A 25,548-nucleotide genomic window follows, 5' to 3' on the forward strand; every position below is an offset into this window, starting at 1 on the left:
TGAGCAGGGTGATCGGACATTTCGCACCTGGACTGTTAGTCACCGTCGTGGGTGCACTGATCGTAATGACGATCATCCCCGCCCTCAGCGCCCTGGTGCCGCTTGCCGCCCTGTTCGCCCTGGTGGCGCTCACCGTGTTCCTGGCCTACGCGGTCCTGTCCCACAACCGCCAACTCTGCGAACGCTGCGTCCGCGCCCTCCCGCTGGACGCCGCCTCGGTAGCAAGCCGCTACAGCCTGCGCTTCCGGGTGGCCCACCTCTTCGAGAGCAAGCTGCTGGCCGGGTCATATCTGGCCGTGGTGCTCGCCTCGGCCCTGCTGTCCACCCACCCGATCGGCCGCTACGGCTGGGCCGCCGTCCAGGCGACGCTGGCCTACCTGCTCTTCGTCTACGTCACCCACCAGCGCCTCCAGCCGTGGTGCCCCCAATGCCGCAACGGAGGCTCCGAAATCCACGCCCCCGCCGAGCCGGTCACCATCAACAGCTGATCCCGCCCTCGTCAGCACGCTCAACTGCTGGTCGCAGCGTGCCCGCTCAAGGGCGAGCGGGCAGGTTGGTTGCCTGGTGCGACTCAAGCTCCGCCCATGACCAGCGCGAGCGATGCATCAGACCTCCACCCGGAAAGTTCTCCAACGCGGCCCAACCCGTCAGATGTGGCCATCCACTCGAGCGCGCTCCTTGGGCGCGGTGGCCGTGGCCATGCCGATCGAGGTCCTGCCGATCACTGTGAGCCGGCTCTCCGGCGTCCTCAACGCCCGATCTCCCTGTGGACAGTTCTCCGAACCGTCATTTTCGACCGCTACGTTTGCGCCCACCCAGTGACAGGGTGGGGGAGGTGGCGGCGCCCGCGCGTCTCCGAAATCGAGCCCGAACCCGAGCCCACCCGGCGGTAGCCCAGCCCACCACGACAGAGCGCGGGCGACCCCGCCCATGCACGCCGTGTGCTGCCGCCCAGCACGGCAACCCCACCTCGCAGCGCTGTGCGTTGCGCCACCCTGAACGTGACGCGGCAGTCAGGCTGGGCATCCGTCTCCTGGCGTTTTCTGGCGCCTCGACCGTGCCCCCGCACTTCAGCCCATGGGGAGCCGCGAGCGGCCACCCGGCGCCCCAATTCCGAGCGGCAACCGAGGCCGGACGGGAACGTCACACGACGGTAAGGATCTGCGTGCGCCCGCAGGTGCACGATAGGGGTGTGAAGACCTCTCTGCGGGCCGGGTTGGCCGGTGTCGGCGCCGCTGCGGCCGCGCTGGGTGTGGCTGAGCTGGTGGCTGTGGCTACCGGGCCCACGTCGGCGCCGTTGCTTGCGGTTGGGGGCGTGGTTGTCGATCACGTGCCGGCGGGCGTCAAGGATTTTGGCATCGCGGTGTTCGGGGTGCATGACAAGACGGCTCTGCTGACCGGGACGGCGGTTCTGCTCGCGGCCTACGCGTTCGGCGCTGGGGTGGTGGCGGCTCGGCGGTGGTGGGCCGGGGTGGGGCTGGTGGCGGTCTTCGGGATCGTCGGGGTCATCTCGGCGGTCACCCGGCATGACGCGGGGGTGGTGGCCGCGTTGCCTTCGCTGGTGGCGGCGGTGGTCGCGGTGGTGGTGCTCAGGGGGCTGCTGGCTCTGGCGGCGGGGGAGCCGGTGGCGGCGCTGCGGGAGCGGGCGGCGTGGGGGGTTGGCACGGGAGCACGGTCGTCGGGGGCGGGGCGGAACTCGGGGGTGGTGTCGGGGGAGTCGGTGCCGGGTGGCGGGGCGGGCTCCGGTGTTGCGGTTGCCGACCACGATGACGCGTACCCGGAAGAGGGCCGGCGGCGGTTTCTCAAAGGTCTCGGCATCGTGGTGGGGGTTTCGGCGCTGGGCGGGGTGGTCGGGCGGCTGCTGACCGGGCGGCGGGCCGTGAGTCAGGCGCGGCAAGAGGTGGTGCTGCCGGCGGCTCGGCAGAATGCGCCGGTTGTGCCCGCGGGGGTGCAGGTGCCGGGCGCGGTCGCGTACGTGACGAGCAACGATGACTTCTACCGGATCGACACGTCGCTCTACCCGCCGCAGGTGGACCCGTCGACGTGGCAGTTGAAGATCCACGGCATGGTCCGGAACCCGATCACGATCGGCTGGGACGATCTGCTCAAGCGGCCGATGATCGAGCGGTACGTGACGCTGGCCTGTGTGTCCAATGAGGTCGGTGACTCGTTGATCGGCAACGCGCTGTGGCTGGGTGTGCCGATCAAGGAGCTGCTGGACGCGGCCGACCCGCTGCCCGAGGCCGACCAGGTGGTGCAGCGGTCGGTGGACGGGTGGACGTGTGGCAGTCCGACGGCGGTGCTGCGGGACGGGCGGGACGCGATGCTGGCGATCGGGATGAACGGCAAGCCGTTGCCGGTCCAGCACGGGTTTCCGGTGCGAATGGTGGTTCCGGGACTGTATGGCTACGTCAGCGCCTGCAAGTGGATCACCGAGATCGAGCTGACCCGGTTCGCCGACTTCGACGCCTACTGGGTGCCGCGGGGCTGGTCGGCGCAGGGGCCGATCAAGACGCAGTCGCGCATCGACACGCCCCGGGCCGGCGCCTCGAAGCAGGCCGGGCCGGTGACCATCGCCGGTGTGGCCTGGGCGCAGCACAAGGGGATCGCCAAGGTCGAGGTTCAGGTCGACGGCGAGCCGTGGCAGGTCGCGACGCTCGCCGACACGGTCAGCAGCGACACCTGGCGCCAGTGGAGCTACGGGTGGAACGCCGCCAAGGGCAAACACCATGTGCGGGTACGCGCGACCGACACGACCGGCTACACGCAGACGAGCACCCCGGCGCCACCGGCCCCGGACGGCGCCACGGGTTGGCACGGCATCGATGTCACGATTGAGTAGACCTGAGTACGTGAGGACGCACTTTTCGTCCGACTCAGCGAAGTAGTTCGCTCATACGGTGGCTTGCATGTCCACCGATGCGGTCGGAGAACCGCTGAACACGACAACGACGCGGCCCCCCGCAGGGGACCGCGTCCTGAGCTGTGTGGTGAGTCCGCGCGGCGCCGCGCGACGGCGTCAAGCGGCTGGTGCCTGCCGTTGCGCCGGCACCGACTTGTGGGGACGGCCGAGGCGCGCCTCGAGCCGGGCAAGGTCGACGCGCCCGTGACGCCGGTCGGCCAGGTCCTCCCAGCCGACGGCGAGCAGCCGCAGCCGCTCCGCTTCGCTGAAACCTCCCCAGACCCCGTACGGCTCACGGATCGCCAGGGCGTGTGCGGCGCACTCAGCCCGGACCGGGCAGGCGCCACACATCGACTTGGCCTTCGCCTCGCGGCGGTTGCGGGACGACCCGCGTTCGCCGTCGGGGTGGAAGAACTGCGCACTGTCCCGGCCACGGCAAATTCCGAGTCGCTGCCAGTCCCAAAGGTCGGCGATGGGCCCGGGCAGTCTGCGAACGTTCGACATCAACACCCTCCTCCCGCGCGGCACCGCGGAGTGTTGTCACGAGGGCCTAGCTCAGGCCTGACGCGGTTGTACCCCGGTATTTCCGCGCTCAACCCGACTTCGTCGATGTCATCTGCGGGCGTATCCCATTGCGGCCGTAACTCGTCCCTATCTTTCCCGTTTTTTCCATCTAAAGCGCGTAATGCTGCGGCCCTCGCGTGATCTCCTCTGAGAGAGAAGGAGGATCACTGTGCGTACCGTCCTCGTGTGCGTCCGTACCCCGCTGGCGGCTCAGACCGTGGCGTCCACCGCGGCCCGGCTCGGCATGACCGGGGTCGTCCGGACCGCGGTCAGCGAGACCGAAGCCATGATCCGTCTGGCTGAAAGGCCGGCCGAGGTGGTCCTCGCCGACACCGCCGTGACCCGTCCCGACAGCGTCGGTTTCACCCGACGCGTTCTGGCCCGCGCTCCGCAGGCCCAACTGGTGCTCTTCGGCGCCGAAGACCCCCGGGTCGCCGCCGCGGCGGTCGCGGCCGGCGCCCGTGGCGTCATCCGCGGCGTCGAGCACGACCTGGTCAGTGTCGTCGCCAAGGCCCTGCTGCTCCTGCTGTTGCCGGTCCGCCCGCAGGGCATGCCGATCAACGGCGGCAACGCCCAGCCGGCCACGGTCGCCGGCGGCGTCCGTAACACCAACTCCACCGCCGGGCGGCCGGCCTACCGCGACGGCGTTCCGATGACCACGGCCAACGCCGCCAGCGTTCCGGCCATGCTCGGCCCGAACAGCAGTCCGATGGTCCCGGCGCAGCGTGGCGACGCGCCGATCGACCCGGCCACCGGCCGGCCGATGGTGGCCTGGCCGGGCAACGAGGTGGGCGTCGGCGTGGCCGAGGCGCAACCCACCGGACGCCGGCTCACCCTCACCGAGCGTGAGTTGCAGGTCTTGCGGGGCATGGCCGACGGCAAGAGCAACGCGGAGATCGGGCGTGAGCTCTTCGTCTCCGAGGACACCGTCAAGACGCACGCCCGGCGGCTGTTCCGCAAGCTGGGCGCCCGCGACCGCGCCCACGCGGTGGCGGCCGGTTTCCGAGCCGGCCTGGTCGCCTGATCTTCGTCTGAGGGGGCCGTCGACTCAGCTGGAGTCGTCGGTCCCTTCGGCGAGCGTGTCGTGTACGCCGTCGGCGTAACCGCGGGCGTATTCCCACGTCACGTAGTGGTCTGGATCCGGATCGTAGGCGGGCTCGTGCACCCGGGGGCGGCCGCTGGTGAGCAGGTGGCGCAGGTTGCCGCGGAGCAGGTCCCAGTCGAAGTAGTGCGGCTCGTGGCAGTCTTCACACTCGATGACCAGACCGCGGATCCCGGTCGGGCTGAGAAGAGCCTGGTAGACCTCGAGATCGCTGAGGTCCTCGAGGACGTCCTGACGCTCGACCTCGGTCAGCGGATCGTTCTCGGCGTCCTCGCCCGGGTCGTCGAGCCCCGCGGCCGGGTCGGCCGGATCCCCGTTGAACGGGTCGATGGGTTCATCCTGCACCCTGTCACCGTACCCACATCCGCGCCGTCTGTGCTGGCCCGGACCGCTTGTCCGCCCCGCAGTCGCGCGCGAGGCGATGGGTAGGATGAACAATCACCGTCTCCTCCTCCCGACAAGGATGATCTGTGGACGCCGACTCCGCCCGCACCGTGCCTCTCGGACTCACCTTCGACGATGTCCTGCTCCAGCCTGGCGAGTCTGATGTCGTGCCCAGCCGGGTCAACACGATCACCCGGCTCACCCGCAATGTCTCGCTGAACATCCCGTTGCTGTCCAGCGCCATGGACACGGTGACCGAGGCGCGGATGGCGATCGCGATGGCCCGCGAGGGCGGCATCGGCGTGCTCCACCGCAACCTCTCGGCGGAAGACCAGGCGACCCAGGTCGACCTGGTCAAGCGGTCCGAGTCCGGCATGATCACCAACCCGGTCACCTGCGGCCCGGACGATACTCTGCAACAGGTCGACCAGCTGTGCGGGCGCTTCCGCATCTCCGGCCTGCCGGTGGTCGACGCCACCGGCACCCTGGTCGGCATCGTCACCAACCGTGACATGCGTTTCGTCACCGACCTCAGCACGAAGGTGCGCGAGGTGATGACCCGCAGCCCGCTGATCACCGCGCCGGTCGGGGTCAGCAAGGACGAGGCGCTCACCCTGCTCCAGCGGCACAAGATCGAGAAGCTGCCGCTGGTCGACGACAACGGGCGGCTGCGCGGGCTGATCACCGTCAAGGACTTCACCAAGTCGGAGCAATACCCGAACGCCGCCAAGGACGACCAGGGCCGGCTCCGGGTGGCCGCCGCGGTGGGGGTGGGCGACGACTCGTACAAGCGGGCCCGTGGCCTGATCGACGCCGGCGTCGACGTGGTGATCGTCGACACGGCGCACGGCCACCAGCGGATGGTGCTCGAGATGATCGCCCGGCTGAAGAAGGACACCGCCACCGAGATCGTGGGCGGCAACATCGCCACCTATGCCGGGGCCAAGGCCCTGGTCGAGGCCGGCGCCGACGCCGTGAAGGTGGGTGTCGGGCCGGGCGCGATCTGCACCACCCGGGTGGTCGCGGGCGTGGGCGTGCCCCAGATCACCGCGGTGATGGAGGCGACGCGGGCCTGCCGGCCGGCCGGGGTACCGGTGATCGCCGACGGCGGCGTGCAATATTCCGGCGACCTGGCCAAGGCGATCGTGGCCGGCGCCGACACGGTCATGCTGGGCAGCCTGCTGGCCGGGTGCGAAGAGAGCCCCGGCGACCTGATCTTCGTCAACGGCAAGCAGTACAAGCAGTACCGCGGGATGGGCTCGCTGGGCGCGATGCAGTCGCGTGGTCAGGCGAAGTCGTACTCCAAGGACCGCTATTTCCAGCAGGATGTCAACGAGGACAAGCTGGTCCCCGAGGGCGTCGAGGGCCAGGTGCCCTATCGTGGTCCGCTGTCGCGGGTCGCACACCAGCTCATCGGCGGGTTGCGTGCCTCGATGGGCTACGTCGGCGCCGAGACGGTTCCCGACTTGCAGGAGCGTGGGCAGCTCATCAGGATTACCGCGGCCGGTCTCAAGGAGAGCCACCCGCACGACATCCAGATGACCGTCGAGGCACCCAACTACTTCAGCCGGTAAGAAGAGGTATGAGACATGCGTGACGTCGTCGAGATCGGCCTGGGCAAGACCGCACAGCGGGGCTATCACCTCGACGACATCGCGATCGTGCCGAGCCGGCGCACCCGCGACGTCGATGACGTGTCGACCGAGTGGAAGCTGGACGCCTACCCGTTCAAGATCCCGTGCGTGGCTCATCCGTCCGACGCGACGATGAGCCCCGACTCGGCGATCGCGCTGGGCCGGCTCGGCGGCCTCGGTGTGCTCAACGCCGAGGGCCTCTGGACCCGGTACGAGGACCCGACCAACGTCCTGGCCGAGCTGGCCAAGCTCGACGAGGAGGCGGACGCCACCCAACGGCTGCAAGAGGTGTACGCCGAGCCGATCAAGCCACACCTGATCGCCGACCGGGTCCGCGCGATCCGTGAGGGCGGCGTGACCGTGGCGGTCCGGGTGTCGCCGCAGCACACCTTGGCCCTGGCCCCGGTGGTCCTCGACGCCGGCGTCGACCTGCTGGTCATCCAGGGGACGCTGGTCAGCGCCGAGCACGTGAGCACCACGGACGAGCCGCTGAACCTCAAGGAGTTCATCGCCGACCTCGACCTGCCGGTGATCGTCGGCGGCTGCACCGACTACAAGACCGCCCTCCACCTGATGCGGACCGGGGCGGCCGGCGTGATCATCGGCGTCGGCGCCGACGAGTGGTCGACGACCGACACCGTGCTGGGCATCCGGGTGCCGATGGCCACCGCGATCGCCGACGCGGCCGCGGCCCGTCGCGACTACCTGGACGAGACCGGCGGCCGCTACGTCCACCTGATCGCCGACGGCGGCATCCAGACCAGCGGCGACATCGCCAAGGCGATCGGCTGCGGCGCCGACGCGGTGATGCTGGGCGAGCCGCTGTCGCTGGCCGAGGGCGCGCCGGCCGGTGGCGCGTGGTGGCACTCGGCGGCCAGCCACCCGCTGCTGCCGCGCGGCGGCTTCTGCATCGCCGGCGAGCCCGACGGCACGCTGGAGGAACTGCTGTACGGCCCGGCCAACCGGCCCGACGGCCAGCTCAACCTGTTCGGCGGCCTGAAGCGCGCGATGGCCAAGTGCGGCTACCACGACGTCAAGGAGTTCCAGAAGGTCTCCCTGGTCCTCGACCACCAGTAAGAGGCGACCACCAGTAACCAGTAAGAAGCGACCACCAGTAGGGCGACCTTTCGGTCGCTTTACGACCGGCCGACGTACTGTCGGTCGATGCGACGAGGGTGGATCGCGGCGGCCGCCGTGGTGGTGATCGCCGGCTGTTCGACGAGCGAGCCGGCGACTCCGGTGAGCACACCGCCGATGCAGCGGAACTTCACCGCCGGAGCCGACGGGATCGGGGACGGCTATTTCCCGACCTACGGCAACGGCGGGTACGACGTGGCCGGCTACGACCTGAAGCTCCGCTACAACCCCGGAACCGGCGAGCTCGGCGGCACGGCGACTATCACCGCCACCGCGACCCAGAATCTGTCGTCGTTCAACCTGGACCTGGCCGGCCTGACCGTGAGCGCGGTGACCGTCGACCGGGCGACGGCCCGCTTCGCCGCCGCCCGCAACGAGCTGACCATCACCCCGGCCACCGGCATCGTCGACAAGACCCGGTTCACGGCGGTCATCGACTACGCCGGCACGCCGGGTCCGATCGGCAACGAGACCCTGGGCAAGGGCGGCTGGCTGCGTACCGAGGACGGCGGTTTCGCCCTGGGCCAGCCCGAGTCGGCGAGCACGTGGTTCCCGGTCAACGACCACCCGTCCGACAAGGCGACGTTCAAGCTGGCGATGACCGTGCCCGACGGCGTCGAGGCGATCAGCAACGGCGTGCCCGGCGGCTCGACCACCACCGCCGGCTGGACCACCTGGACCTGGACCGAGACGGCGCCGCTGGCCTCCTACCTGTCATTCGTGGCGATCGGCCGGTACCGCGTCGAAAGCACCACCCACCTGGGCAAGCCGATGGTGATCGCGATCCCCGAGTCGTTGCCCGCGGACGGGCCGGCCGCGAAGACGATGGCCCGCACCGGCGAGATCACCGACTTCCTGGCCACCCAGTTCGGCCCGTACCCGTTCGACGCGTACGGCGCCGTGGTGATCGACGACGAGCGGGTCGGTTACGCGTTGGAGACCCAGTCCCGCCCGGTCTACGGCTCGACGTTCTTCCAGGGCGGCGAGAACGACGGCGTGGTCGCGCACGAGCTGGCCCACCAGTGGTTCGGCGACAGCGTCGCGCTCGAGCGCTGGGAGGACATCTGGCTCAACGAGGGCTTCGCCACGTACGCCGAATGGCTCTGGGCCGAGCACGGCGGCCGGACCACCGCGCAGCAGATCTTCGACCGGCAGTACGCCTCGTTCGACTGGAAGCAGACGCCCGGCCGGCCCGGGACGGCGGGCCTGTTCGGCGAGGCGGTCTACATCCGCGGCGGCATGACCGTGCACGCGCTCCGGAAGACGATCGGCGACCCGGCGTTCTTCGGGCTGCTGAAGTCGTGGCCGGCGCAGTACGCGAACGGCAACGCGACCACGGCCGACTTCATCGCGGCGGCGGAGAAGGCGGCCGGCGGCAAGAAGCTCGGCCCGTTCTTCGACAGCTGGCTCTACGGAAAGACCAAGCCGTCACCTGTGTCGTAGCGTGGGGTGCTGCGCGAGGAACGGCCCGGGGCGGTCGGCCGCGACGGCCTTGAGGAAGTCACGCCCGACCGGCTGGAGCTGCTCGCCGAGGTAGCCGCCGCCGCTGCCGACCGAGTCGCCGGGCAACGAGACCATGGTGATCCGGCTGGGTTCGAGGTCGCGCAGGGCGTACGCGAACTCGATCGGGCTCCGCGCCCCGGTGTACTGCAGGGTCTCGCCGAGCCCCCGGATCACCGTCTCCAGTTTCGCCGGGTCGGTGGCGAGGCCGCCGCCGGCCGCCTTGGCGAGCAGGGCGGTGACCAGTTGCCGCTGGTGCCGCTGCCGGTCGTAGTCGCCGTTCTTCAGCCCGTACCGCTGCCGGGCGTAGTCGAGCGCCTGCCAGCCCTTGAAGGTGCGGGTGCCGGGCAGGTAGGTGGCCTGCGGGCCGACGTAGGCGCCGCCCCGCAGCTCGCGCATCGACCCGTCCGGCTTGCGGTGCTGGGATTGCACCTTGGTGTCGACGCGCATGGTCACGCCGCCGAGCGCGTCGGTCAGCCGGCTCAGCCCGGTGAACGTCAGCACGGCGCCGCCGTCGAACGACTTGATGCCGGTGTAGTTCGAGATCACCTGGCGCAGGAAGGCGTACCCCTGCTCGGGCTTGGGCCGGCCGGAGCCGGGCACCCGCGCGCCGCGGCTCATCGCCTCGGTGATCTTGTATTGGCCGCCGGGGAAACCGGCCGGCCGGTACGGCGGCATCTTCACGCGCAGGTCGCGGGGGAGCGAGTAGAGGTAGGCGCTCTTCAGGTCGGGCTCGAGGTGCAGCAGCATGATCGTGTCGGCGTGCGGTTCCCAGTCCGGGATGCTCTTGCGGGTGTCGACGCCGATCAGCAGCAGGTCGAGCGGGCCGGAGATGTCGGCTCCGGGCGGCGGCGCCGGGCTGGCCGAGGCCGGCGGGACCGACGGCGCCGTGGACGGCAGGGGCGAGGCGGCCGGTGGGGCGTCATCACCGCGGACGGCCAGCGCGACAGCGATCCCGGCGCCGACCAGCACCAGGGCCACCGTGACGGCCGCGACCACGATGATCCGCTTCCGCTGCATGGCAGCAGAGTAGTTCACCAGGCGCAACGACTTCGCTCCCCAACGAGACCGCCGCGCGTCGCCCTTCCGGCTGACCCTTGGTACCCATGCGGGTTATCACGAGCGTTCTGGCCGGGCTGATGCTGACCGCGGCGGTGCCGGCGACGTCGGCCTTCGCCGCCGAGGAGGCGGTGGGCCTGGTCGTCGGGGTGCGCGGCGAGGTGGATCTCCCGGCCCGGGCGATCGAGACGGGTACGCTGCCCGGCGCGCTCACGGTCGACGTCCCGCGCAGCCGGGTCGCCGCGGTGGCCGACGAGCTCCGGGCCGACCCGGCTGTCGCGTACGTGGAGCCCGACCACATCGCCCACGCCGCCGCCGTGGTCACCCCGAACGACCCCTACTACGCGCAGCAGTGGGGCATCGCCAAGACCCGGGTGAACACCGCCTGGACCGCCTCGCGCGGTTCGGCCGCGATCACCGTCGCGGTCGTCGACACCGGCGTGAAGCGGCAGCCCGACCTGGCCGCCAACCTGCTCCCCGGCTATGACTTCGTGAACTCCGACACCGACCCGGCCGACGACGACGGCCACGGCACGATGACCGCCCAGGTGATCGCGGCCACCCCGAACAACGGCGCCGGCGTGGCCGGGATCTGCTGGACCTGCAAGATCCTCCCGGTCAAGGTGCTCGGGGCCGGCGGCAGCGGCTCGTACTCGAACATCGCGGCCGGCATCCGGTACGCCGCCGACCACGGCGCCGACATCATCAACCTGTCGCTGGGCGGCTCCTCGGACAGCCAGGTGCTGCGTTCCGCCGTGGCCTACGCGGTGAGCAAGAACGCCCTGGTCATCGCCGCGGCCGGCAACGAGGGCAGTGCCGCCCTGCACTACCCGGCGGCGATGCCGAGCGTGCTCGCGGTCGGCGCGTCCACCCCGGGCGACGCCCGCTACCCGTGGTCCAACTACGGCGCCTCCTGGGCCGACCTGGCCGCCCCCGGCTGCAACCCGGTCCTGAACACCGCCGGTGTGCTGACCAACTTCTGCGGCACCTCGTCGGCGACCCCGTTCGCGTCCGGCGTCGCGGCCCTGCTGGTCGCGGCCAAGCCCGCCGCCACACCGGCGACGGTTCGCCTGGCGCTGGAGAAGACCGCGGTCAAGCTGGCCGGCAACTGGCTCGCCGCCGGCTCAGGCCGGATCGACGCGGCCGCCGCCCTGAGCACGGTCCGGGGGCAGGCGATCGACGTGACCGGTCCGGCGGTGACGATCACCCGTGGGGCCGCCAGCGGCGCCCGCGTGGCCAGCACCACGCCCTACGGCGTGCGGGCCACCGACCCGTCCGGTGTCACGCGCCTCGAGCTCTACGTCAACGGCAAGGTCTACCAGCGGGTGGCCGGTGCGGCGTACACGTTCGCGGTCCCGGCCTGGAAGTTCGGCAAGGTCGTGCGGGTGCAGGCCAAGGCGTACGACCGGCTCGGCAACGCCCGCTTCACCCCGACCCGGACCTGGTACCGCTGACGCCGGTAAACTCGCTGGTCATGACGACCCCCCGACCCGTGCTCGTTGTCGACTTCGGCGCGCAATACGCCCAGCTCATCGCCCGTCGGGTGCGCGAGGCGCGGGTCTACTCGGAGATCGTGCCCCACTCGATGCCGGCCGCCGAGATGCTGGCCAAGAACCCGGCCGCCATCATCCTGTCCGGCGGACCGTCCAGTGTGTACGAGACCGGCGCCCCTGACCTGGACGCCGGCGTCTTCGACAGCGACGTCCCGGTGTTCGGCATCTGCTACGGCTTCCAGGCGATGGCCCAGGCGCTCGGCGGCACCGTGGCCCACACCGGGGCCCGGGAGTACGGCCGGACGCTGCTCACCGCCCAGGCCGGCACCCTGCTGCGTGACCTGCCCGACAGCCTGCCGGTGTGGATGAGCCACGGCGACAGCGTGACCATCGCCCCGTCCGGCTTCATGGTGACCGCGTCGTCCGGGGGCGCGCCGGTCGCGGCGTTCGAGAACCTCTCCGCCAAGCGGGCCGGCGTGCAGTTCCACCCCGAGGTGGCGCACACCCAGGACGGCCAGCGGATGCTGGAGCGGTTCCTGTACGACATCGCCGGCCTCGCGCCGGACTGGACGCCCACCAACATCATCGAGGACCAGGTCGCCGCCATCCAGGCCAAGGTCGGCGACAAGCAGGTGATCTGCGGGCTGTCCGGCGGCGTCGACTCGGCGGTGGCCGCGGCGCTCGTCCACAAGGCCGTCGGCGACCAGCTCACCTGCGTCTTCGTCGACCACGGGCTGCTGCGCGCGGGCGAGGCCGAGCAGGTCGAGAAGGACTACGTCGCGGCCACCGGCATCCGGCTCAAGGTGGTCGACGCGGCCGACCGGTTCCTCGGCGCGCTGGCCGGCGTGGAAGACCCGGAGCAGAAGCGGAAGATCATCGGCCGTGAGTTCATCCGGGTTTTCGAGCAGGCGGCCCGCGAGGTGGACGCCGAGCGGCACGTCGAGTTCCTGGTGCAGGGCACGCTCTACCCCGACGTGGTGGAGTCCGGCGGCGGCACCGGCACGGCCAACATCAAGAGCCACCACAACGTCGGCGGCCTGCCCGACGACCTGAAGTTCGCGCTGGTCGAGCCGCTGCGCACGCTGTTCAAGGATGAGGTCCGGGCGCTCGGCGCCGAGCTGGGCCTGCCCGAGGAGATCGTCCAGCGGCACCCGTTCCCCGGGCCCGGCCTGGCCATCCGGATCATCGGCGCGGTCTCCAAGGACCGCCTCGACCTGCTGCGGGCGGCCGACCTGATCGCTCGCGAGGAGCTGACCGCGGCCGGCCTCGACCGCGACGTGTGGCAGTTCCCGGTGGTGCTGCTGGCCGACGTGCGCAGCGTGGGCGTGCAGGGCGACGGCCGCACCTACGGCCACCCGGTGGTGCTGCGGCCGGTCTCCAGCGAAGACGCGATGACCGCCGACTGGTCCCGGCTGCCCTACGACCTGATCGCCAAGATCTCGACCCGCATCACCAACGAGGTGCCCGAGGTCAACCGCGTCGTGCTCGATGTCACGTCGAAGCCGCCGGGCACCATCGAGTGGGAGTAGGGGTCTAGAGACCCGGCATCGGCGGGGTCGGCGGCACCGCCGGCTCCGCGTAGGACGGCCGGTCCTCCTCGGGCATCAGGAACCACATGATGGGGTACGCCACCAGCGCCACGCCCCACGAGAGAACCGTGGCGACGGCGAAGGCGACCCGGATCAGCACCGGGTCGACCTTGAAGTAGCGGCCGATGCCCGAGCAGACGCCGGCCACGATCCGGTCGTCCAGGGGTCGGCGGAGTTGCTTGTACGGGGTCACGGTCGGTGTCGTCATGTCTCTACGGTGCGCCCTGACGGAGCCCGACAACCTCGGTGAGCCCCCCGATCCGGACCCTGATATCTGCCCCTTACAGCAGGTGACGGGCCGGGTGCGTAACGTACGTCACAGCGGCCTGAGCTGCGATTACGTAGCGCTATCGCCCTGTCAGGAATCCGACAGTCGATCTCAGCAGGTAACACAATCCGGGCACAATTCGGCCCTGTGACCCCCGCACTGGAACCCTTACGCCGCATCGCCGCGTACGCCGTCTGCACCGATGCCGACGGCCGCGTGCTGCTGGTCCGGGCCTCGAGCCGCTCCGGAACCCCCGGAGTGTGGTCGCTGCCCGGCGGCGCTGTCGATCATGGCGAGGACCCGAACCACACCGTCGTCCGCGAGACCGCAGCGGAAACCGGACTGTCCGTCGCCGTCTCCGGGCTGAGCGACGTGCTGGCCGACATGCGGTCGGTGCCGCACCGAGGCGTCACCATCCACACCGACCGGCTGCTCTACCGCGTCTCGGTGCGCGGCGGGACGCTGGTCGACCGGGTCGGCCACCCCACCGACCTGGCCCGCTGGACGTCGCTGGCCGACGCGGCCAAGCTCAAACTGCGCCCGTTCACCGCGGCCGCGCTCGGCCTGGACGCCGGCTCGGCCGACCTGCGGCCGGAGGAGGCGCCCGACTTCCCGTCGTTCTACGCCTACCCCGGGCCGGACGGTCTGCACCGGGCCCAGCGCTTCGCGGCCTACGCGATCGCCACCGACCCGTTCGAGAACATCCTGCTCACCCGCATCGCGCCGGGCTATCCGGGCGAGGGCCGCTGGCATCTGCCGGGCGGCGGCACCGACTACGGCGAACAGCCGGGCACCGCGCTGATCCGCGAGCTCGTCGAGGAGACCGGTCAGCGCGGCCGGATCATCGAACTACTCGGCGTGGCCAGCCACCGTGACGCTGCGTCGCTGGGGCCGGAGGGCTACCCGATCGACTGGCACGGCGTCCGCGCCTTCTACCGGGTGGTCGTCGAGCGGCCCACCGAGGTCCGGGTCGGCGACGTCGGCGGCTCCACCTCGGAGGCCTGCTGGATGGCCCTCAAGGAGGTGCGTGACCTGGCCGAGGAGGCGCTCACCGAGGTGACGGCCGAGGCACTTCACTCGGCGCGCCTACTCTAGGACTGGTGAAGACGAGGCAGGTGGGTGTCTATGGTCTGGCCCGTGACGCGGCCGGCCGGGCGCTGACCACCGCGGCCGGGGTGCTGCCCGGCGGGCTGGTGACGCACGGGGAACACCCCGACGACGCCGTGCTCCGGGCCGTGCGTGAGCAGACCGGTTTGACCGTACGCGTCGACGGCGTGCACGCGGTGACGGCCGACATCTCGGCCGACGGCCTGGTGCACACCGATCGCATCACCTATGACATCACCCCCGTCGACGCCTTCACCGGCGGGTTCGACGGCATCCCGCCCTTCCCGACGGAGACCCCGGCGGACGTGCGGGAAAGACGAGTGCAGCGATTCGGCGCGTACGCCCGGGCGACCGACCCGGACGGCCGTTTCCTGCTCACCCTGATCTCGGCCGGCTACCCCGGCGCCGGCCTCTGGCACCTGCCCGGCGGTGGCACCGACTTCGGCGAGACACCGCAGCAGGGGCTGACCCGGGAACTGGCCGAGGAGACGTCCCAGCGGGGACACATCACCGGTCTGCTCGGCGTCTCGCACCGCTACACCCCGGCCGAGCTCGGTCCGGAGGGCGTGCCGATGGACTGGCAGGTCATCCGGGCGCTGTTCGACGTGGCGGTCGACCGGCCGACCGAACCGGTGGTGACCGACGAGGGCGGATCGACCGCGTCGGCACGCTGGTTCCGGCCCTCGGAACTGGCCGATCTTCCGCTGACCGAGGTTGCCCGCCAGGTCGTGGGGAAACCCTTCGTTGGCGTGATCAGTTAAACTCGTCACAGGGAGAGGGCTGGGCACCACGCGAGAGCCGGACGGCCTCGCCCAGACGATCGGGCTGTGCAATGGTGTAACCCGCCAAATTCAGCACCCCCAATTTCCGTATTGTCAGTCAGGCCCCCCGAACTCCTGGAGGAAACACGTGGCGCGAACCCCCTGGCGCCGGCGACGCACGAGCGACAGTCCGCGTCCCGCCGGTCGCCGATGGGCCGGACGGCTGCGTCGCGGCGGGGTCGCCGCACGACAGGCCCTGCTGGTTCGAGTCGGCCGTCGTGGCCGGGAGACCGGCCGGGCCGCCACCGCCACCCAGGCCGAGGTCATCTACACCGGCTTCGAGCCGGCCGCGCCCGCGCGGCTGGCCCTCCCGCCGGTCGAGGTGGCGCCGGCGCCGGTCGAGGCCGAACACGTCTCGCTGCTGCCGGGCGCACACACCACCCGCCGGCGGGTCTCCTTCGCGCTGGTCAACGCCTGCACCCTGGCCAGCCTCGCCCTCGGCCTGGCCGCCATCATGCTGGCCATGCGCGGCGACGTGCGGCTGGCGGCGGCCTGCCTGGTGGCCTGCGTGGCCTTCGACGGCCTGGACGGCGCGCTGGCCCGCAAGCTGGGCGTGAGCAGCCCGTTCGGCGCCCAGATGGACTCGCTCGCCGACATGTGCTCGTTCGGCCTGGCCGCGCCGGTCGTGGTCTACGCCTCGCTGCAGCACAGCGTGCCCCGCTCGGTGGCCGCGGTGGCCTGCGTGCTGGTGGCCGGCTGCGCGGCGATCCGGCTGGCCCGCTTCAACGTCTCGCCCAAGGACGGCAAGTTCTTCTCCGGCGTGCCGACCACGATGGCCGCCGCCGTGCTGGCCCTCGCGGTGCTGATCGACCTGCCGGTGCCCGGGATGGCGCTGCTCGGCGGGGTCGCCGTGCTGGCCTTCTCGATGGTGTCCTCGTTCCCGTACGCGAAGCTGGCCCGGATCATCAAGATGCCGCCGTGGCTGTGGGTGGTGCCGGTGGTCGGCGCGCTGATCGACCCGCGACTGACCTTCGTCGGCCTGGTCTGCGCCTACCTGATCAGCGGCCCCTTCCTCTGGTTGAGGTTGAAGCAGCGCCGCACCGCGCTCTGACCCGCGCTGACGCAGAAAGAAAGGGCCCGCCGGCAACGGCGGGCCCTTCTCGTGTGCCTACTTCCAGCGGGCGATGACCGAGCTGCCGCCGACCACCTTTTCGTTCACGGTGACCAGCGGGGTGGCGGCGCCGGCGGGCAGGTAGACGTCGGTGCGGGAGCCGAACCGGATCAGGCCCATCCGCTCGCCCTTGGCGACCAGCGTGCCGATCGGGGTCCGCTGCACGATGCGGCGGGCGATCAGACCGGTCCGCTGGGCCACGATCACGGTGCCGTGGTCGGTGTCGAGCACGGTGTAGGCGGCCACGTTGTGTTCGGCGGCGGCGGTCATCGCGTTCGCGTACCCGCCCTCCTCGACGAAGTGGTCGACCACCCGCCCGGCCACCGGCACCCGGTTGACGTGCACGTCCAGCACCGACAGGAAGACCGCGATGCGCAGGTACTCGGCGTCGTTGAAGGTGACGTGCTCGACGGAGAGCACCCGGCCGTCACTGGCCGCGACGACGGCCCGCGGGTCGGCCGGCACCTCGCGTTCCGGATCGCGGAAGAACAGCGCCACCGGGGCCGCGGCCAGCGCCGGGATCAGCCAGAGCCGGGACTTCGGGCGGACCGCGCGGGCGGCCGCGGCCAGGCCCAGCGCGATGCCGGCGGCCACCACGCCGTTGGAGTCGATGTGCATGGTCCGGCTCAGCGGGACGCTGGACGGGCGGAACGCCGGGGCCAGGGTGGCGGCGGTGGCCGTGCTCGCCGGGCTGAAGCGGAGCTTGTGCACGCGTACCGGCGGGTTGTTGCGGACCACCAGGTCGGAGCCGACCCCGAAGAGCGCGCTCTGCCGGAAGAGCTCGGCCGCCGCCCCACCGGTCTGGCCGGGCACGGCCGGGGTCGCGACCGTGACCACCGCGCCGTCGGTCAGGTACTTGGCCAGGCCGTCGAGCGCGGCGCGGGCCTCCTCGGCGGTGCCGGTCATCGGCTCACCGATGATCACCACGTCGGCCGGGTCGGCCTCGGCCAGGTTGTCCAGGATGCGGACCCGGTCGGCGACCCAGCTGCCGAGCCCGGCGATGTGGTCGCGGAGCAGGTCGGCGGTGCTGCGTTCGCCGGCGACCAGGGTCAGGGTGTCGCCGGGCAGCAGCGCCTCGACGGCGGTGGCCACCACGGCCGAGGCGTGGTCGGCGCCGATCACCAGCGCCGATCCGGCGACGTTGCGGCGGGCGAGTTCGGCGGTCAGTGCCCGGGCGGCGCGCTGGCCGATCCCGGCCACCGGCGCCGTGGACACGGCGGGGAACGGCGTCATGACGGTTCGGGCCTCTCACGTGGTCAGGCGGTGACCGCCCTTTCCGGGCGGCCACCGCCGAGCATATTGCCCCGACCTGATCAGTCCTTGTGTGGCTCCGGGCGCGGCTGCCGATCCGGCTCGGGATGCTGGCGGTCGAAGCGCTCGGCCGGGTCGTCCAGAAGCTCGCGGACGATCTCGGCGTGCATCTCCGGCGGCAGGTCGCCGTGCTGCTCCTGGACCGGCGGGCCGACCGTGGCCGGGACCGGCTCCGGGCGGCGGCCGGAGCGGATCGCCCCGAGCAGCCCGATCATGCCGAACAGGATCAGCGCGCCGGCGATCAGCCAGCCCAGCCGCACCGGGGCCAGGTCGACCACCTGCGAGGCCGCCCACCAGGCCGCGATCAGCAGGAAGATGGTGCCGAAGCTGAGCGAGACGTTGTCGGTGCGGTGCGGCTTCATCGGGTCACCTCCACGTTCCCGGTGGTCATCAGGATGTTGAGCTTGAGCGAGCCGCCGCCGGGGCCGTCGGCGCCCTGGCCGGTGAAGGGCTGGGCGCCGGCCTGGGTGGCGTCGTACTCGGTGCCGAACACGGCCACCCGGCCCTCGTTCATGCCGACATCCGCGGTCACGTCCACGTTCTTCGGCACGAGCACCTGGATCTGGCCCACCTTCATCTCGATCGTGGTGTTCTGCTCGGCGCCGGTGAAGTCGACCCGGCGCAGGTCGAGCACGGCGTTGCCGATGGTGAAGTCGTACCGGTCGGCGACCGAGGCCAGGGTGGCCGGGCGGTAGACGTTGCTGCCGACCTGACCGCCGAAGCGCTCCAGGCCGGTCGAGACGCCCAGGCCGAGCGTGGCGATCAGGGCCAGCGCGATCAGCCCACGGGCCCGGCCGAGCCAGGCGCCGACGATCAGGCCGAGCGCGATCGTGGCCAGCGCGGCGGCGAAGAACGCGGACACCGGCACCGAGATCCCGGCCAGGGTCAGCACGGTCAGGAAGCCCATCACCAGGATCAGCGCGAAGAACGTCATGCTGCCGAGCTTCGACTTCTCCTTGGGCGGCTTCGGCGGCCTGGGCTGGGGCGGAGGCGGCGGCGCGGCCTGGGCCGACGGGCCGGCGTACGGACCGTGCGGTGCGAACGGCGGCCGGTAGCCCGAGACCGGCGGACCGAACTGCGGCGGGCGCGGCGCTTCCGGCGCGGGCGGCGGGACCGCGGCGGCCGGCACGTCCAGCGGCTGCGTGGCCGGCTCAGGCGCGGCCGGCGCCTCCGCGGCGGCCGCCGACGGGGCTTCCGCGGGCGGTGCTTCCGGCGAGGGGAAAGGCGGCGTGAAGGGCGGGGTGGACGGCGACGGGGTGAAAGGCGGGGTGGACGGCGACGAGGTGAAAGGGGGCGGCGGGGCCGGCTGCCGCGCGGGACCACCCCGGCGGATCAGCACGGCCGCACCGACCAGTACGGCGATCGCGAGCAGCGCCGCGCGGAACCCGTCGTTCACCACGAACGCGAAGGTCAGCACGGCCGCGCCGCCGAGCAGGACGATCGACAGCGGCTTCATGCTCGACCGGCCGCGGCCGAGCAGCGACTCGACCGGCGAGGCGGTGTCGTTCTCGGCCGGGATGGCCAGCCAGCCGACCAGGTAGATCAGCACCCCGGCGCCACCGAAGAGGCCGAGCACGGTGAGCAGCACCCGCCACAGCACCGGGTCGGTGTTGGTGGCCCGGGCCAGCGCGCCGCAGACCCCGGCCACGTAGCGCGGCCGGAGCGGGCGGATCAGCCGCTCCCGGTCGAAGGTGGTCCGCCCGCCGGCCGGCGACTGGTCGGCCGGCGGCGGCTCGTACGGCGGCGGGAACGGCGGCGGCAGCGAATCGGTGGAGGATGCCGCACCGCGGGACTGGTCGGCATCGCGGGCTGAGGCAGCATCATCGGTCATGCCATCGATACTGCGGCCCGGACCGCCCGGCTCGCCTCCGGCGCCTACCCTGACGAGACCCTGAGATGTCCCGGCCTCAGACCTCGGGGGAGTTACCCGTGGCCTGACCGGCGCGTCCGTGTGACGATCGGAGAGGACTCGGGAGGACGACATCACCACCACGACGGCAGCACCACCAGAGACGCGCCGCCTCTACCGGCAGCGCGACCACCGCATCATCGCGGGGGTCGCCGCCGGGCTGGCGCGTCACCTGGGCATTCCGGTGATCGCGGTGCGGATCGCTCTGGTCGTACTCCTCGGCTTCAATGGCCTTGGTCTGCTGCTTTATGCCGGTTTCTGGGCGGTTGTCCCGCAACAGGCGCCGGACGGCACCCCGACCCCGCGGCGCAACCTGGCCGCGCTCATCCCGTTCGCGGCCATCGGCGTCGGCGTGGTGCTGCTCCAGGGCCTGCTGTTCGGCGACAACGGGGTGGCGGGCACGGCCGGCTGGCTGATCGCGATCATCGCACTCGGCGCCGGCGTCATCTGGCACCAGTCCGACCCCACCCGGCGCGGCCTCTACCCGCCGGACACCCCGCAGGCCCCCTGGCTGGCCGCGGTGATCGCGGAGAGTGACCGGCGCTCCTTCATCTTCCGGTTCATCGGCGGCGGCGTGCTGGTCGCCACCGGCATCATCGGCATCGCCGCGGTGTACGCACCGCGCGGCAGCCTCAGCTCGGTGGTCAACGGGGTGATCTTCGCGCTGGTCGGGCTGGCCGGCGTCGCCGTGGTGGTGGCCCCGCTGATCTGGCGCACGTTCAGCCAGCTGAGGTCCGAGCGCGAGGGCCGGATCCGCGAGCAGGAACGCGCCGAGCTGGCCGCGATGATCCACGACCAGGTGCTGCACACGCTGGCCCTGATCCAGCGCAACTCGGCCGACATCAAGGAGGTCCAGCGGCTGGCCCGGGGGCAGGAGCGCAGCCTGCGCAACTGGCTCTACAAGCCGGCCGCGTCGCCGACCGAGCGGTTCTCGGCCGCGCTGGAGGAGGCCGCGGCCGAGGTCGAGGACACCTACGCGATCACGGTGGAGACCGTGGTGGTCGGCGACACCGACTGTGACGAGCGGGTGGCCGCCCTGGTCGCCGCCGCCCGGGAGGCCCTGGTGAACGCGGCCCGGCACGCCGGGGTGCAGACTGTCTCGCTGTACGCCGAGGTGGAGTCCGACGAGCTCAGCGTCTTCGTCCGCGACCGCGGCCAAGGCTTCGACATCGACCAGGTCGAGGAGTCCCGGCACGGGGTCCGCGGCTCCATCATCGGGCGCATGTCGCGCCACGGCGGCAAGGCGCAGATCCGCAGCGCGATCGGCGAGGGCACCGAGGTCCGGTTGACCCTCCCGCCGTCACGCGAGAGCGTGACCGCAGGAAAGGAAACGAACCGATGACCGACGAACGCCGCCTCACCGTCTTCCTGGTCGACGACCACGCCATGTTCCGCGCCGGGGTGCGCGCCGAGCTGGGCGTACACGTCGACGTGGTGGGCGAGGCCAGCTCGGTGAGCGAGGCGATCGCCCGGATCGCCGCCACCACGCCCGACGTGGTGCTGCTGGACGTGCACATGCCGGACGGCGGGGGGCGCGCGGTTCTCGATTCGATGCGGCGTACCCATCCGCAGGTGAAGTTCCTGGCCCTCTCCGTTTCGGACGCCGCCGAGGACGTGATCGGCCTGATCCGGGCCGGCGCCCGCGGCTACGTGACAAAGACCATCTCGCCGGACGAGCTCGCCGCCGCCATCAAACGGGTCGCCGATGGTGACGCAGTGTTCAGCCCGCGGCTGGCCGGGTTCGTGCTGGACGCGTTCGCGGCCCGGCCCGACGTGCCGGTCGCCGACCCCGAGCTCGACCAGCTCACCAACCGTGAACGCGAGGTTCTGCGCCTGCTGGCCAGGGGCTATGCGTACAAGGAGATCGCCAAGGAACTCTACATCTCGATCAAGACGGTCGAGACCCACGTATCCAACGTGTTGCGCAAGCTCCAGATGAGTAACCGTTATGAGCTCTCCCGCTGGGCCGCGGACCGTCGCCTGGTGTGACGGGTCTGTCCACTGAGGGGTTCGCGCCGAGTATCGGCTTGATAACAGCGGTCTGTGCAAGCGTTTTCCTATGGAAAAGTGGCCCCAACTCACTTACCACCCCTCGTGAGCGCCCCCGAAGGAGGCACTCCCATGCTTGGGAAACGCCCATGGAAGGTGGCGGCCGGCGCGGCCGCCATCGTCATGCTGGCTGCCGGTTGCGGCAGCGGATCGGATGAGGCGGAGGGCTCGGAAAACACCGTTGTCCTGGGCATCTCCGAGCCGAAGCACCTGATCCCGGCCAACACCACCGAGGCGAGCGGCTCGCAGGTGCTGGACTCGCTCTTCTATCCGCTGGTCGACATGAACGAGCAGAAGCAGCCGATCGAGAAGGCGGCCGAATCCATCACCTCGGACGACAACAAGGTGTGGACGGTCAAGCTGAAGGCGGGCTTCACGTTCAGCAACGCCGAGCCGGTCACGTCGGACAGCTACATCAACGCCTGGAACAACGGCGCCTACGGCCCGAACGGGAACGACGGCGCCTACTTCTTCGAGCGCATCGCGGGCTACCCCGACCTGCAGTCCAAGGACCCGGACGGCGAGGAGGGCCCGCAGAAGGCCCCCGAGCCCAAGGCCAAGACGATGTCCGGTCTGAAGAAGGTCGACGACACCACCTTCACCATCACCCTGTCCGCGCCGTTCGCGGGCTGGAAGTCGGTGCTCGCATATACGGTGTTCTACCCGCTGCCCAACGCGGCGTTCTCCTCGCCGGGCGTGCTCAACGAGCAGTTCGAGCAGGCGCCGATCGGCAACGGCCCGTTCAAGGTCGTCGGCAAGTGGGAGCACGACCAGCAGATCACGGTCGAGAAGGTCGCCGGCTTCAAGGGTGACCCGGTCAAGGTCGACGGCATCACGTGGAAGATCTACCAGGACCAGCAGGCGCAGTACGCCGACCTGGTCGCGGGCAACCTCGACGTGCAGACGCTGATCCCGATCGAGAGCCTCGGCTCCGCCGCGGGCGACCTGGGCGACCGGCTCAAGAAGAGCCCGAGTTCCGACTTCGCGTTCGTCGGCTTCCCGACGTACCAGAAGGAGTTCGCGAAGCCCGAGGTGCGCAAGGCCCTCTCCATGGCGATCAACCGCAAGGAGATGACCGACCAGATCTTCCTCGGCTCGCAGACGCCGGCCACGTCCTTCGTGTCCCCGGTCGTCGCCGGCTACCGCGACAACACCTGCGGCGAGTCGTGTGTGTACAACCCGACCAAGGCCAAGGAGCTCTACACGGCCAACGGCGGCCCGGCCGAGATCAAGATCACGTACAACGCGGACGGCGGCCACAAGGCCTGGGTCGACGCGATGTGCAACCAGATCAAGGCGTCGCTCGGTGTGAACTGCACCGGCACGGGTGAGCCCAAGTTCGCCGACCTGCTCACCAAGGTCGACGCGAAGCAGCCCGTGGGCCTGATCCGGATGGGTTGGATCATGGACTACCCGCTGATGGAGAACTACCTCGGCCCGCTGTACAGCACGACCGGTGGATCGAACTACTACGGGTACAGCAACCCGGCGTTCGACAGCCTGGTCAAGGAGGGTTCCGAGGCGGCGACGCCGGAGGCAGCGATCAAGAAGTGGCAGGAGGCCGAGGACATCCTCGCCAAGGACATGCCGGTTCTGCCGCTGCGGTTCGGCCAGAACACGTTCGGTTTCTCCGAGCGGGTCACCAACGTCGAGGTCGACCTGTTCAAGAAGGTCAACATCTTCAAGATCGAGCGCGTCGCATCCTGACGCACGCCGGCTGAGCGATGGCGCCACGTCAACAGGCGTGGCGCCATCGCCATCTTCACCGCGGAAGACAACATGTTCCGATATCTCATCCGGCGCCTGCTCCAGATGGTGCTGACCTTCTTCGGCGCGACCTTCATCGTGTACGCGCTCATGTTCGCCAACCAGACCGACCCGATCCAGGCGCTGGCCGGCGAACGACCCATCACCGAAGCCCAACGGCAGGCGCTGACCGAGCGCTACCACCTCGACGAGCCGTTCATCGGCCAGTACTGGCACTACATGAAGAGCCTGCTGACCGGCGACTTCGGCATCTCCCTGACCAACCGCAAGATCTCCGAGATGATGGCCGACGCCTGGCCGGTCACCATCCGGCTGGCCCTCATCGCGATCGTCATCGTGGCGGTCGTCGCGATCACCGCCGGCGTCATCTCAGGCATCCGGCGCGGCGGGGCCTTCGACAACGTCACGCTGGTGCTCACCCTGATCGTGCTGTCCATGCCGATCGTGGTGCTGGCGCCGCTGGCCCGGCTGATCTTCGGCATCCAGCTCGGCTGGTTCCCGCCCACCGCCACCCGGGACGCCGGCTTCTACGAGTTGCTGCTCCCCGCCCTGGTGCTGGGCAGCCTGGTGGTCGCCACCGAGCTGCGGGTGACCCGGTCGGCGGTGGCCGAGAATCTCCGGTCCGACTACGTGCGAACGGCCCGGGCCAAGGGCCTCACCCGTCGCCGCGTGGTCGGGGTGCACGTGCTCCGCAACTCGCTGATCCCGGTGGTCACGCTGATCGGTGTCGACCTGGGCAACCTGATGTCCGGCGCGATCGTGACCGAAGGCGTGTTCAACATCCCCGGCGTCGGCTTCAACCTCTTCCGAGGCATCCGCACCGAGGACGGCCCGCTCGTGGTCGGCTTCGTGAGCGTGCTCGTGATCGTGTTCCTGATGGTCAACCTGCTGGTCGACCTGCTGTACGCCGCCCTGGACCCGAGGATCCGCTATGAGTGACATCCAGTCCGTGACCGCGGCCGAATCGGTCAGCACCGCGGACAAGTCCCGCAGCCTCGCCGGCGACGCATGGCGCGACCTGCGCCGCAACAAGATCTTCTGGGTCGCGGCGGTGCTCGTCGTGATCTTCGTGGTGATGGCGATCGTGCCCTCGCTGTTCGGCGCCGGCGACCCGCGCGACTGCGCGCTCAGCCGGCAGCACGACGGGCCCAGCGGCAACGCGTTCTTCGGATACGACTTCCAGGGCTGCGACGTCTATGCCAAGGCCGTCTACGGCGCCCGCAACTCGATCCTGGTCGGGCTGCTGTCCACCCTGGTCGCGGGCACGATCGGCCTGATCATGGGCCTGAGCGCCGGCTACTTCGGCGGCTGGGTCGACGCGGTGCTCTCCCGGGGCATCGACGTCGTGCTCGGCCTGCCGTTCCTGCTCGCGGCGATCGTGCTGGCCCGGCGGCTGTCGGCCGACCCGACCAACAACGGCTTCTGGGCGGTCATCGTCACGCTCGGCTTCCTCGGCTGGACCACCGCGGCGCGCGTGATGCGCTCGTCGGTGATCGCGTCGAAGAACCAGGACTACGTGGCCGCCGCGCGGATGCTCGGCTCCGGGCCGGCGCGGCTGATGATGCGGCACATCCTGCCGAACTCGACGGCCGCGTTCATCGTGGTGCTGACCATCCTGCTGGGCACCAACATCGCCACCGAGGCCACGCTGACCTTCCTCGGCGTCGGGCTCAAGGGCGACGCGATCAGCTGGGGCATCATGATCAACGAGGCCGGTCCCAACGTACGTTCGGCCGCCGAGCCGCTGATCTGGCCGTCGGTGTTCCTGGCCATGACGGTGCTGGCCTTCATCATGCTGGGCGATGCCGTGCGCGACGCCTTCGACCCGAAGCTGCGGTGAG

At 70.7% G+C, this 25,548-nt stretch carries 23 protein-coding genes; 16 read left to right on the top strand and 7 right to left on the bottom strand.

Annotation, left to right across the window (positions count from 1 at the left end):
• The first annotated feature begins 65 nt into the window (after nucleotides 1-65).
• Both AB0M54_RS26155 and AB0M54_RS26160 read left to right on the top strand, forming a co-directional pair.
• Nucleotides 66-488, top strand: coding sequence for a hypothetical protein (locus AB0M54_RS26155; RefSeq protein WP_364474205.1), 423 nt, complete (start codon nucleotides 66-68; stop codon nucleotides 486-488).
• Nucleotides 489-1,192: 704 nt separating this feature from the next.
• Nucleotides 1,193-2,842, top strand: coding sequence for a molybdopterin-dependent oxidoreductase (locus AB0M54_RS26160; RefSeq protein ID WP_364474207.1), 1,650 nt, complete (start codon nucleotides 1,193-1,195; stop codon nucleotides 2,840-2,842).
• Nucleotides 2,843-3,019: 177 nt separating this feature from the next.
• Here AB0M54_RS26160 and AB0M54_RS26165 read toward each other — a convergent pair whose 3' ends face one another.
• Entirely contained in the window at nucleotides 3,020-3,406 is a 387-nt protein-coding gene (locus AB0M54_RS26165; protein ID WP_364318592.1) for a WhiB family transcriptional regulator, read from the bottom strand.
• Between the two features lie 229 nt (nucleotides 3,407-3,635).
• Here AB0M54_RS26165 and AB0M54_RS26170 point away from each other — a divergent pair, with 229 nt between their 5' ends.
• Nucleotides 3,636-4,490, top strand: coding sequence for a response regulator transcription factor (locus tag AB0M54_RS26170; protein WP_364318593.1), 855 nt, complete (start codon nucleotides 3,636-3,638; stop codon nucleotides 4,488-4,490).
• A gap of 24 nt (nucleotides 4,491-4,514) precedes the next feature.
• On the opposite strand, the gene AB0M54_RS26175 is transcribed toward AB0M54_RS26170, so the two are convergent.
• On the bottom strand, nucleotides 4,515-4,913 hold the full coding sequence (locus AB0M54_RS26175; protein ID WP_364318595.1) for a DUF5319 domain-containing protein: 399 nt from the start codon (nucleotides 4,911-4,913) through the stop codon (nucleotides 4,515-4,517).
• 125 nt (nucleotides 4,914-5,038) lie between these two features.
• On the opposite strand from AB0M54_RS26175, the gene guaB reads away from it, so the two are divergent.
• The 3 genes from guaB to AB0M54_RS26190 all read left to right on the top strand — a co-directional run bounded on the left by guaB (nucleotide 5,039) and on the right by AB0M54_RS26190 (nucleotide 9,166).
• Complete coding sequence (guaB, locus tag AB0M54_RS26180) at nucleotides 5,039-6,526, top strand: IMP dehydrogenase (RefSeq protein ID WP_364318596.1); 1,488 nt, start codon at nucleotides 5,039-5,041, stop codon at nucleotides 6,524-6,526.
• Between the two features lie 15 nt (nucleotides 6,527-6,541).
• A complete protein-coding gene (locus tag AB0M54_RS26185; protein ID WP_364318598.1) occupies nucleotides 6,542-7,663 on the top strand; it encodes a GuaB3 family IMP dehydrogenase-related protein in 1,122 nt (373 codons plus the stop codon).
• A gap of 87 nt (nucleotides 7,664-7,750) precedes the next feature.
• Nucleotides 7,751-9,166, top strand: coding sequence for a M1 family metallopeptidase (locus AB0M54_RS26190; protein ID WP_364474209.1), 1,416 nt, complete (start codon nucleotides 7,751-7,753; stop codon nucleotides 9,164-9,166).
• Here the strand turns inward: AB0M54_RS26190 and AB0M54_RS26195 are convergent.
• Nucleotides 9,152-10,243, bottom strand: a complete 1,092-nt coding sequence (locus AB0M54_RS26195; protein WP_364318602.1) for an LCP family protein — start codon at nucleotides 10,241-10,243, stop codon at nucleotides 9,152-9,154. The genes AB0M54_RS26190 and AB0M54_RS26195 overlap by 15 nt on opposite strands.
• A gap of 86 nt (nucleotides 10,244-10,329) precedes the next feature.
• Between AB0M54_RS26195 and AB0M54_RS26200 the strand changes: the two genes are divergently transcribed.
• Complete coding sequence (locus AB0M54_RS26200) at nucleotides 10,330-11,736, top strand: S8 family serine peptidase (RefSeq protein ID WP_364474211.1); 1,407 nt, start codon at nucleotides 10,330-10,332, stop codon at nucleotides 11,734-11,736.
• A gap of 20 nt (nucleotides 11,737-11,756) precedes the next feature.
• Nucleotides 11,757-13,304 carry a glutamine-hydrolyzing GMP synthase gene (guaA, locus tag AB0M54_RS26205; protein WP_364318605.1) on the top strand — a complete coding sequence of 516 codons (1,548 nt, stop codon included), beginning with the start codon at nucleotides 11,757-11,759 and terminating at the stop codon, nucleotides 13,302-13,304.
• A 4-nt stretch (nucleotides 13,305-13,308) separates the two neighbouring features.
• Here guaA and AB0M54_RS26210 read toward each other — a convergent pair whose 3' ends face one another.
• Nucleotides 13,309-13,572 carry a PspC domain-containing protein gene (locus AB0M54_RS26210; protein ID WP_364318607.1) on the bottom strand — a complete coding sequence of 88 codons (264 nt, stop codon included), beginning with the start codon at nucleotides 13,570-13,572 and terminating at the stop codon, nucleotides 13,309-13,311.
• Between the two features lie 207 nt (nucleotides 13,573-13,779).
• Here AB0M54_RS26210 and AB0M54_RS26215 point away from each other — a divergent pair, with 207 nt between their 5' ends.
• The 3 genes from AB0M54_RS26215 to AB0M54_RS26225 all read left to right on the top strand — a co-directional run bounded on the left by AB0M54_RS26215 (nucleotide 13,780) and on the right by AB0M54_RS26225 (nucleotide 16,611).
• The gene (locus AB0M54_RS26215) at nucleotides 13,780-14,727 is read left to right on the top strand and encodes an NUDIX domain-containing protein (RefSeq protein WP_364318608.1); all 948 of its coding nucleotides are present in this window, start codon (nucleotides 13,780-13,782) and stop codon (nucleotides 14,725-14,727) included.
• A gap of 5 nt (nucleotides 14,728-14,732) precedes the next feature.
• Nucleotides 14,733-15,500, top strand: coding sequence for an NUDIX domain-containing protein (locus AB0M54_RS26220; RefSeq protein WP_364318610.1), 768 nt, complete (start codon nucleotides 14,733-14,735; stop codon nucleotides 15,498-15,500).
• A 223-nt stretch (nucleotides 15,501-15,723) separates the two neighbouring features.
• Nucleotides 15,724-16,611, top strand: coding sequence for a CDP-alcohol phosphatidyltransferase family protein (locus AB0M54_RS26225; protein ID WP_364319037.1), 888 nt, complete (start codon nucleotides 15,724-15,726; stop codon nucleotides 16,609-16,611).
• A gap of 57 nt (nucleotides 16,612-16,668) precedes the next feature.
• On the opposite strand, the gene AB0M54_RS26230 is transcribed toward AB0M54_RS26225, so the two are convergent.
• The 3 genes from AB0M54_RS26230 to AB0M54_RS26240 form a co-directional block, all read right to left on the bottom strand.
• Nucleotides 16,669-17,904, bottom strand: a complete 1,236-nt coding sequence (locus AB0M54_RS26230) for a phosphatidylserine decarboxylase (RefSeq protein WP_364318612.1) — start codon at nucleotides 17,902-17,904, stop codon at nucleotides 16,669-16,671.
• An 80-nt stretch (nucleotides 17,905-17,984) separates the two neighbouring features.
• On the bottom strand, nucleotides 17,985-18,344 hold the full coding sequence (locus AB0M54_RS26235; protein WP_364318614.1) for a hypothetical protein: 360 nt from the start codon (nucleotides 18,342-18,344) through the stop codon (nucleotides 17,985-17,987).
• On the bottom strand, nucleotides 18,341-19,813 hold the full coding sequence (locus tag AB0M54_RS26240; protein ID WP_364474213.1) for a PspC domain-containing protein: 1,473 nt from the start codon (nucleotides 19,811-19,813) through the stop codon (nucleotides 18,341-18,343). Before AB0M54_RS26240 ends, AB0M54_RS26235 begins: the two co-directional genes overlap by 4 nt.
• Before the next feature lie 151 nt (nucleotides 19,814-19,964).
• On the opposite strand from AB0M54_RS26240, the gene AB0M54_RS26245 reads away from it, so the two are divergent.
• The 5 genes from AB0M54_RS26245 (at nucleotide 19,965) to AB0M54_RS26265 (ending at nucleotide 25,547) form a co-directional block, all read left to right on the top strand.
• Nucleotides 19,965-21,233 (top strand): PspC domain-containing protein, encoded by a 1,269-nt coding sequence (locus AB0M54_RS26245; protein WP_364319039.1) that lies wholly within the window; start codon nucleotides 19,965-19,967, stop codon nucleotides 21,231-21,233.
• Nucleotides 21,230-21,880, top strand: coding sequence for a response regulator transcription factor (locus AB0M54_RS26250; protein WP_364318618.1), 651 nt, complete (start codon nucleotides 21,230-21,232; stop codon nucleotides 21,878-21,880). Before AB0M54_RS26245 ends, AB0M54_RS26250 begins: the two co-directional genes overlap by 4 nt.
• A 183-nt stretch (nucleotides 21,881-22,063) precedes the next feature.
• Complete coding sequence (locus tag AB0M54_RS26255; protein ID WP_364319040.1) at nucleotides 22,064-23,647, top strand: ABC transporter substrate-binding protein; 1,584 nt, start codon at nucleotides 22,064-22,066, stop codon at nucleotides 23,645-23,647.
• Nucleotides 23,648-23,719: 72 nt separating this feature from the next.
• On the top strand, nucleotides 23,720-24,646 hold the full coding sequence (locus AB0M54_RS26260; protein WP_364318619.1) for an ABC transporter permease: 927 nt from the start codon (nucleotides 23,720-23,722) through the stop codon (nucleotides 24,644-24,646).
• Entirely contained in the window at nucleotides 24,639-25,547 is a 909-nt protein-coding gene (locus tag AB0M54_RS26265; RefSeq protein WP_364474215.1) for an ABC transporter permease, read from the top strand. The genes AB0M54_RS26260 and AB0M54_RS26265 overlap by 8 nt, the downstream gene beginning before the upstream one ends.
• Nucleotide 25,548: the final 1 nt, after the last annotated feature.

This window comes from Actinoplanes sp. NPDC051470, assembly GCF_040682035.1.
Taxonomy (GTDB): domain Bacteria; phylum Actinomycetota; class Actinomycetes; order Mycobacteriales; family Micromonosporaceae; genus Actinoplanes.

Excerpts from the sequence above, each read along its gene's own strand:
- AB0M54_RS26235 (WP_364318614.1), bottom strand. The coding sequence starts at position 18,344 with ATGAAGCCGCACCGCACCGACAACGTCTCGCTCAGCTTCGGCACCATC.
- AB0M54_RS26265 (WP_364474215.1), top strand. The coding sequence starts at position 24,639 with ATGAGTGACATCCAGTCCGTGACCGCGGCCGAATCGGTCAGCACCGCG.
- AB0M54_RS26255 (WP_364319040.1), top strand. The coding sequence starts at position 22,064 with ATGCTGGCTGCCGGTTGCGGCAGCGGATCGGATGAGGCGGAGGGCTCG.
- guaA (WP_364318605.1), top strand. The coding sequence starts at position 11,757 with ATGACGACCCCCCGACCCGTGCTCGTTGTCGACTTCGGCGCGCAATAC.
- AB0M54_RS26210 (WP_364318607.1), bottom strand. The coding sequence starts at position 13,572 with ATGACGACACCGACCGTGACCCCGTACAAGCAACTCCGCCGACCCCTG.
- AB0M54_RS26200 (WP_364474211.1), top strand. The coding sequence starts at position 10,330 with ATGCGGGTTATCACGAGCGTTCTGGCCGGGCTGATGCTGACCGCGGCG.
- AB0M54_RS26190 (WP_364474209.1), top strand. The coding sequence starts at position 7,751 with ATGCGACGAGGGTGGATCGCGGCGGCCGCCGTGGTGGTGATCGCCGGC.
- AB0M54_RS26195 (WP_364318602.1), bottom strand. The coding sequence starts at position 10,243 with ATGCAGCGGAAGCGGATCATCGTGGTCGCGGCCGTCACGGTGGCCCTG.
- AB0M54_RS26260 (WP_364318619.1), top strand. The coding sequence starts at position 23,720 with ATGTTCCGATATCTCATCCGGCGCCTGCTCCAGATGGTGCTGACCTTC.
- AB0M54_RS26185 (WP_364318598.1), top strand. The coding sequence starts at position 6,542 with ATGCGTGACGTCGTCGAGATCGGCCTGGGCAAGACCGCACAGCGGGGC.
- AB0M54_RS26230 (WP_364318612.1), bottom strand. The coding sequence starts at position 17,904 with ATGACGCCGTTCCCCGCCGTGTCCACGGCGCCGGTGGCCGGGATCGGC.
- AB0M54_RS26165 (WP_364318592.1), bottom strand. The coding sequence starts at position 3,406 with ATGTCGAACGTTCGCAGACTGCCCGGGCCCATCGCCGACCTTTGGGAC.
- AB0M54_RS26250 (WP_364318618.1), top strand. The coding sequence starts at position 21,230 with ATGACCGACGAACGCCGCCTCACCGTCTTCCTGGTCGACGACCACGCC.
- AB0M54_RS26240 (WP_364474213.1), bottom strand. The coding sequence starts at position 19,813 with ATGACCGATGATGCTGCCTCAGCCCGCGATGCCGACCAGTCCCGCGGT.
- AB0M54_RS26155 (WP_364474205.1), top strand. The coding sequence starts at position 66 with ATGACGATCATCCCCGCCCTCAGCGCCCTGGTGCCGCTTGCCGCCCTG.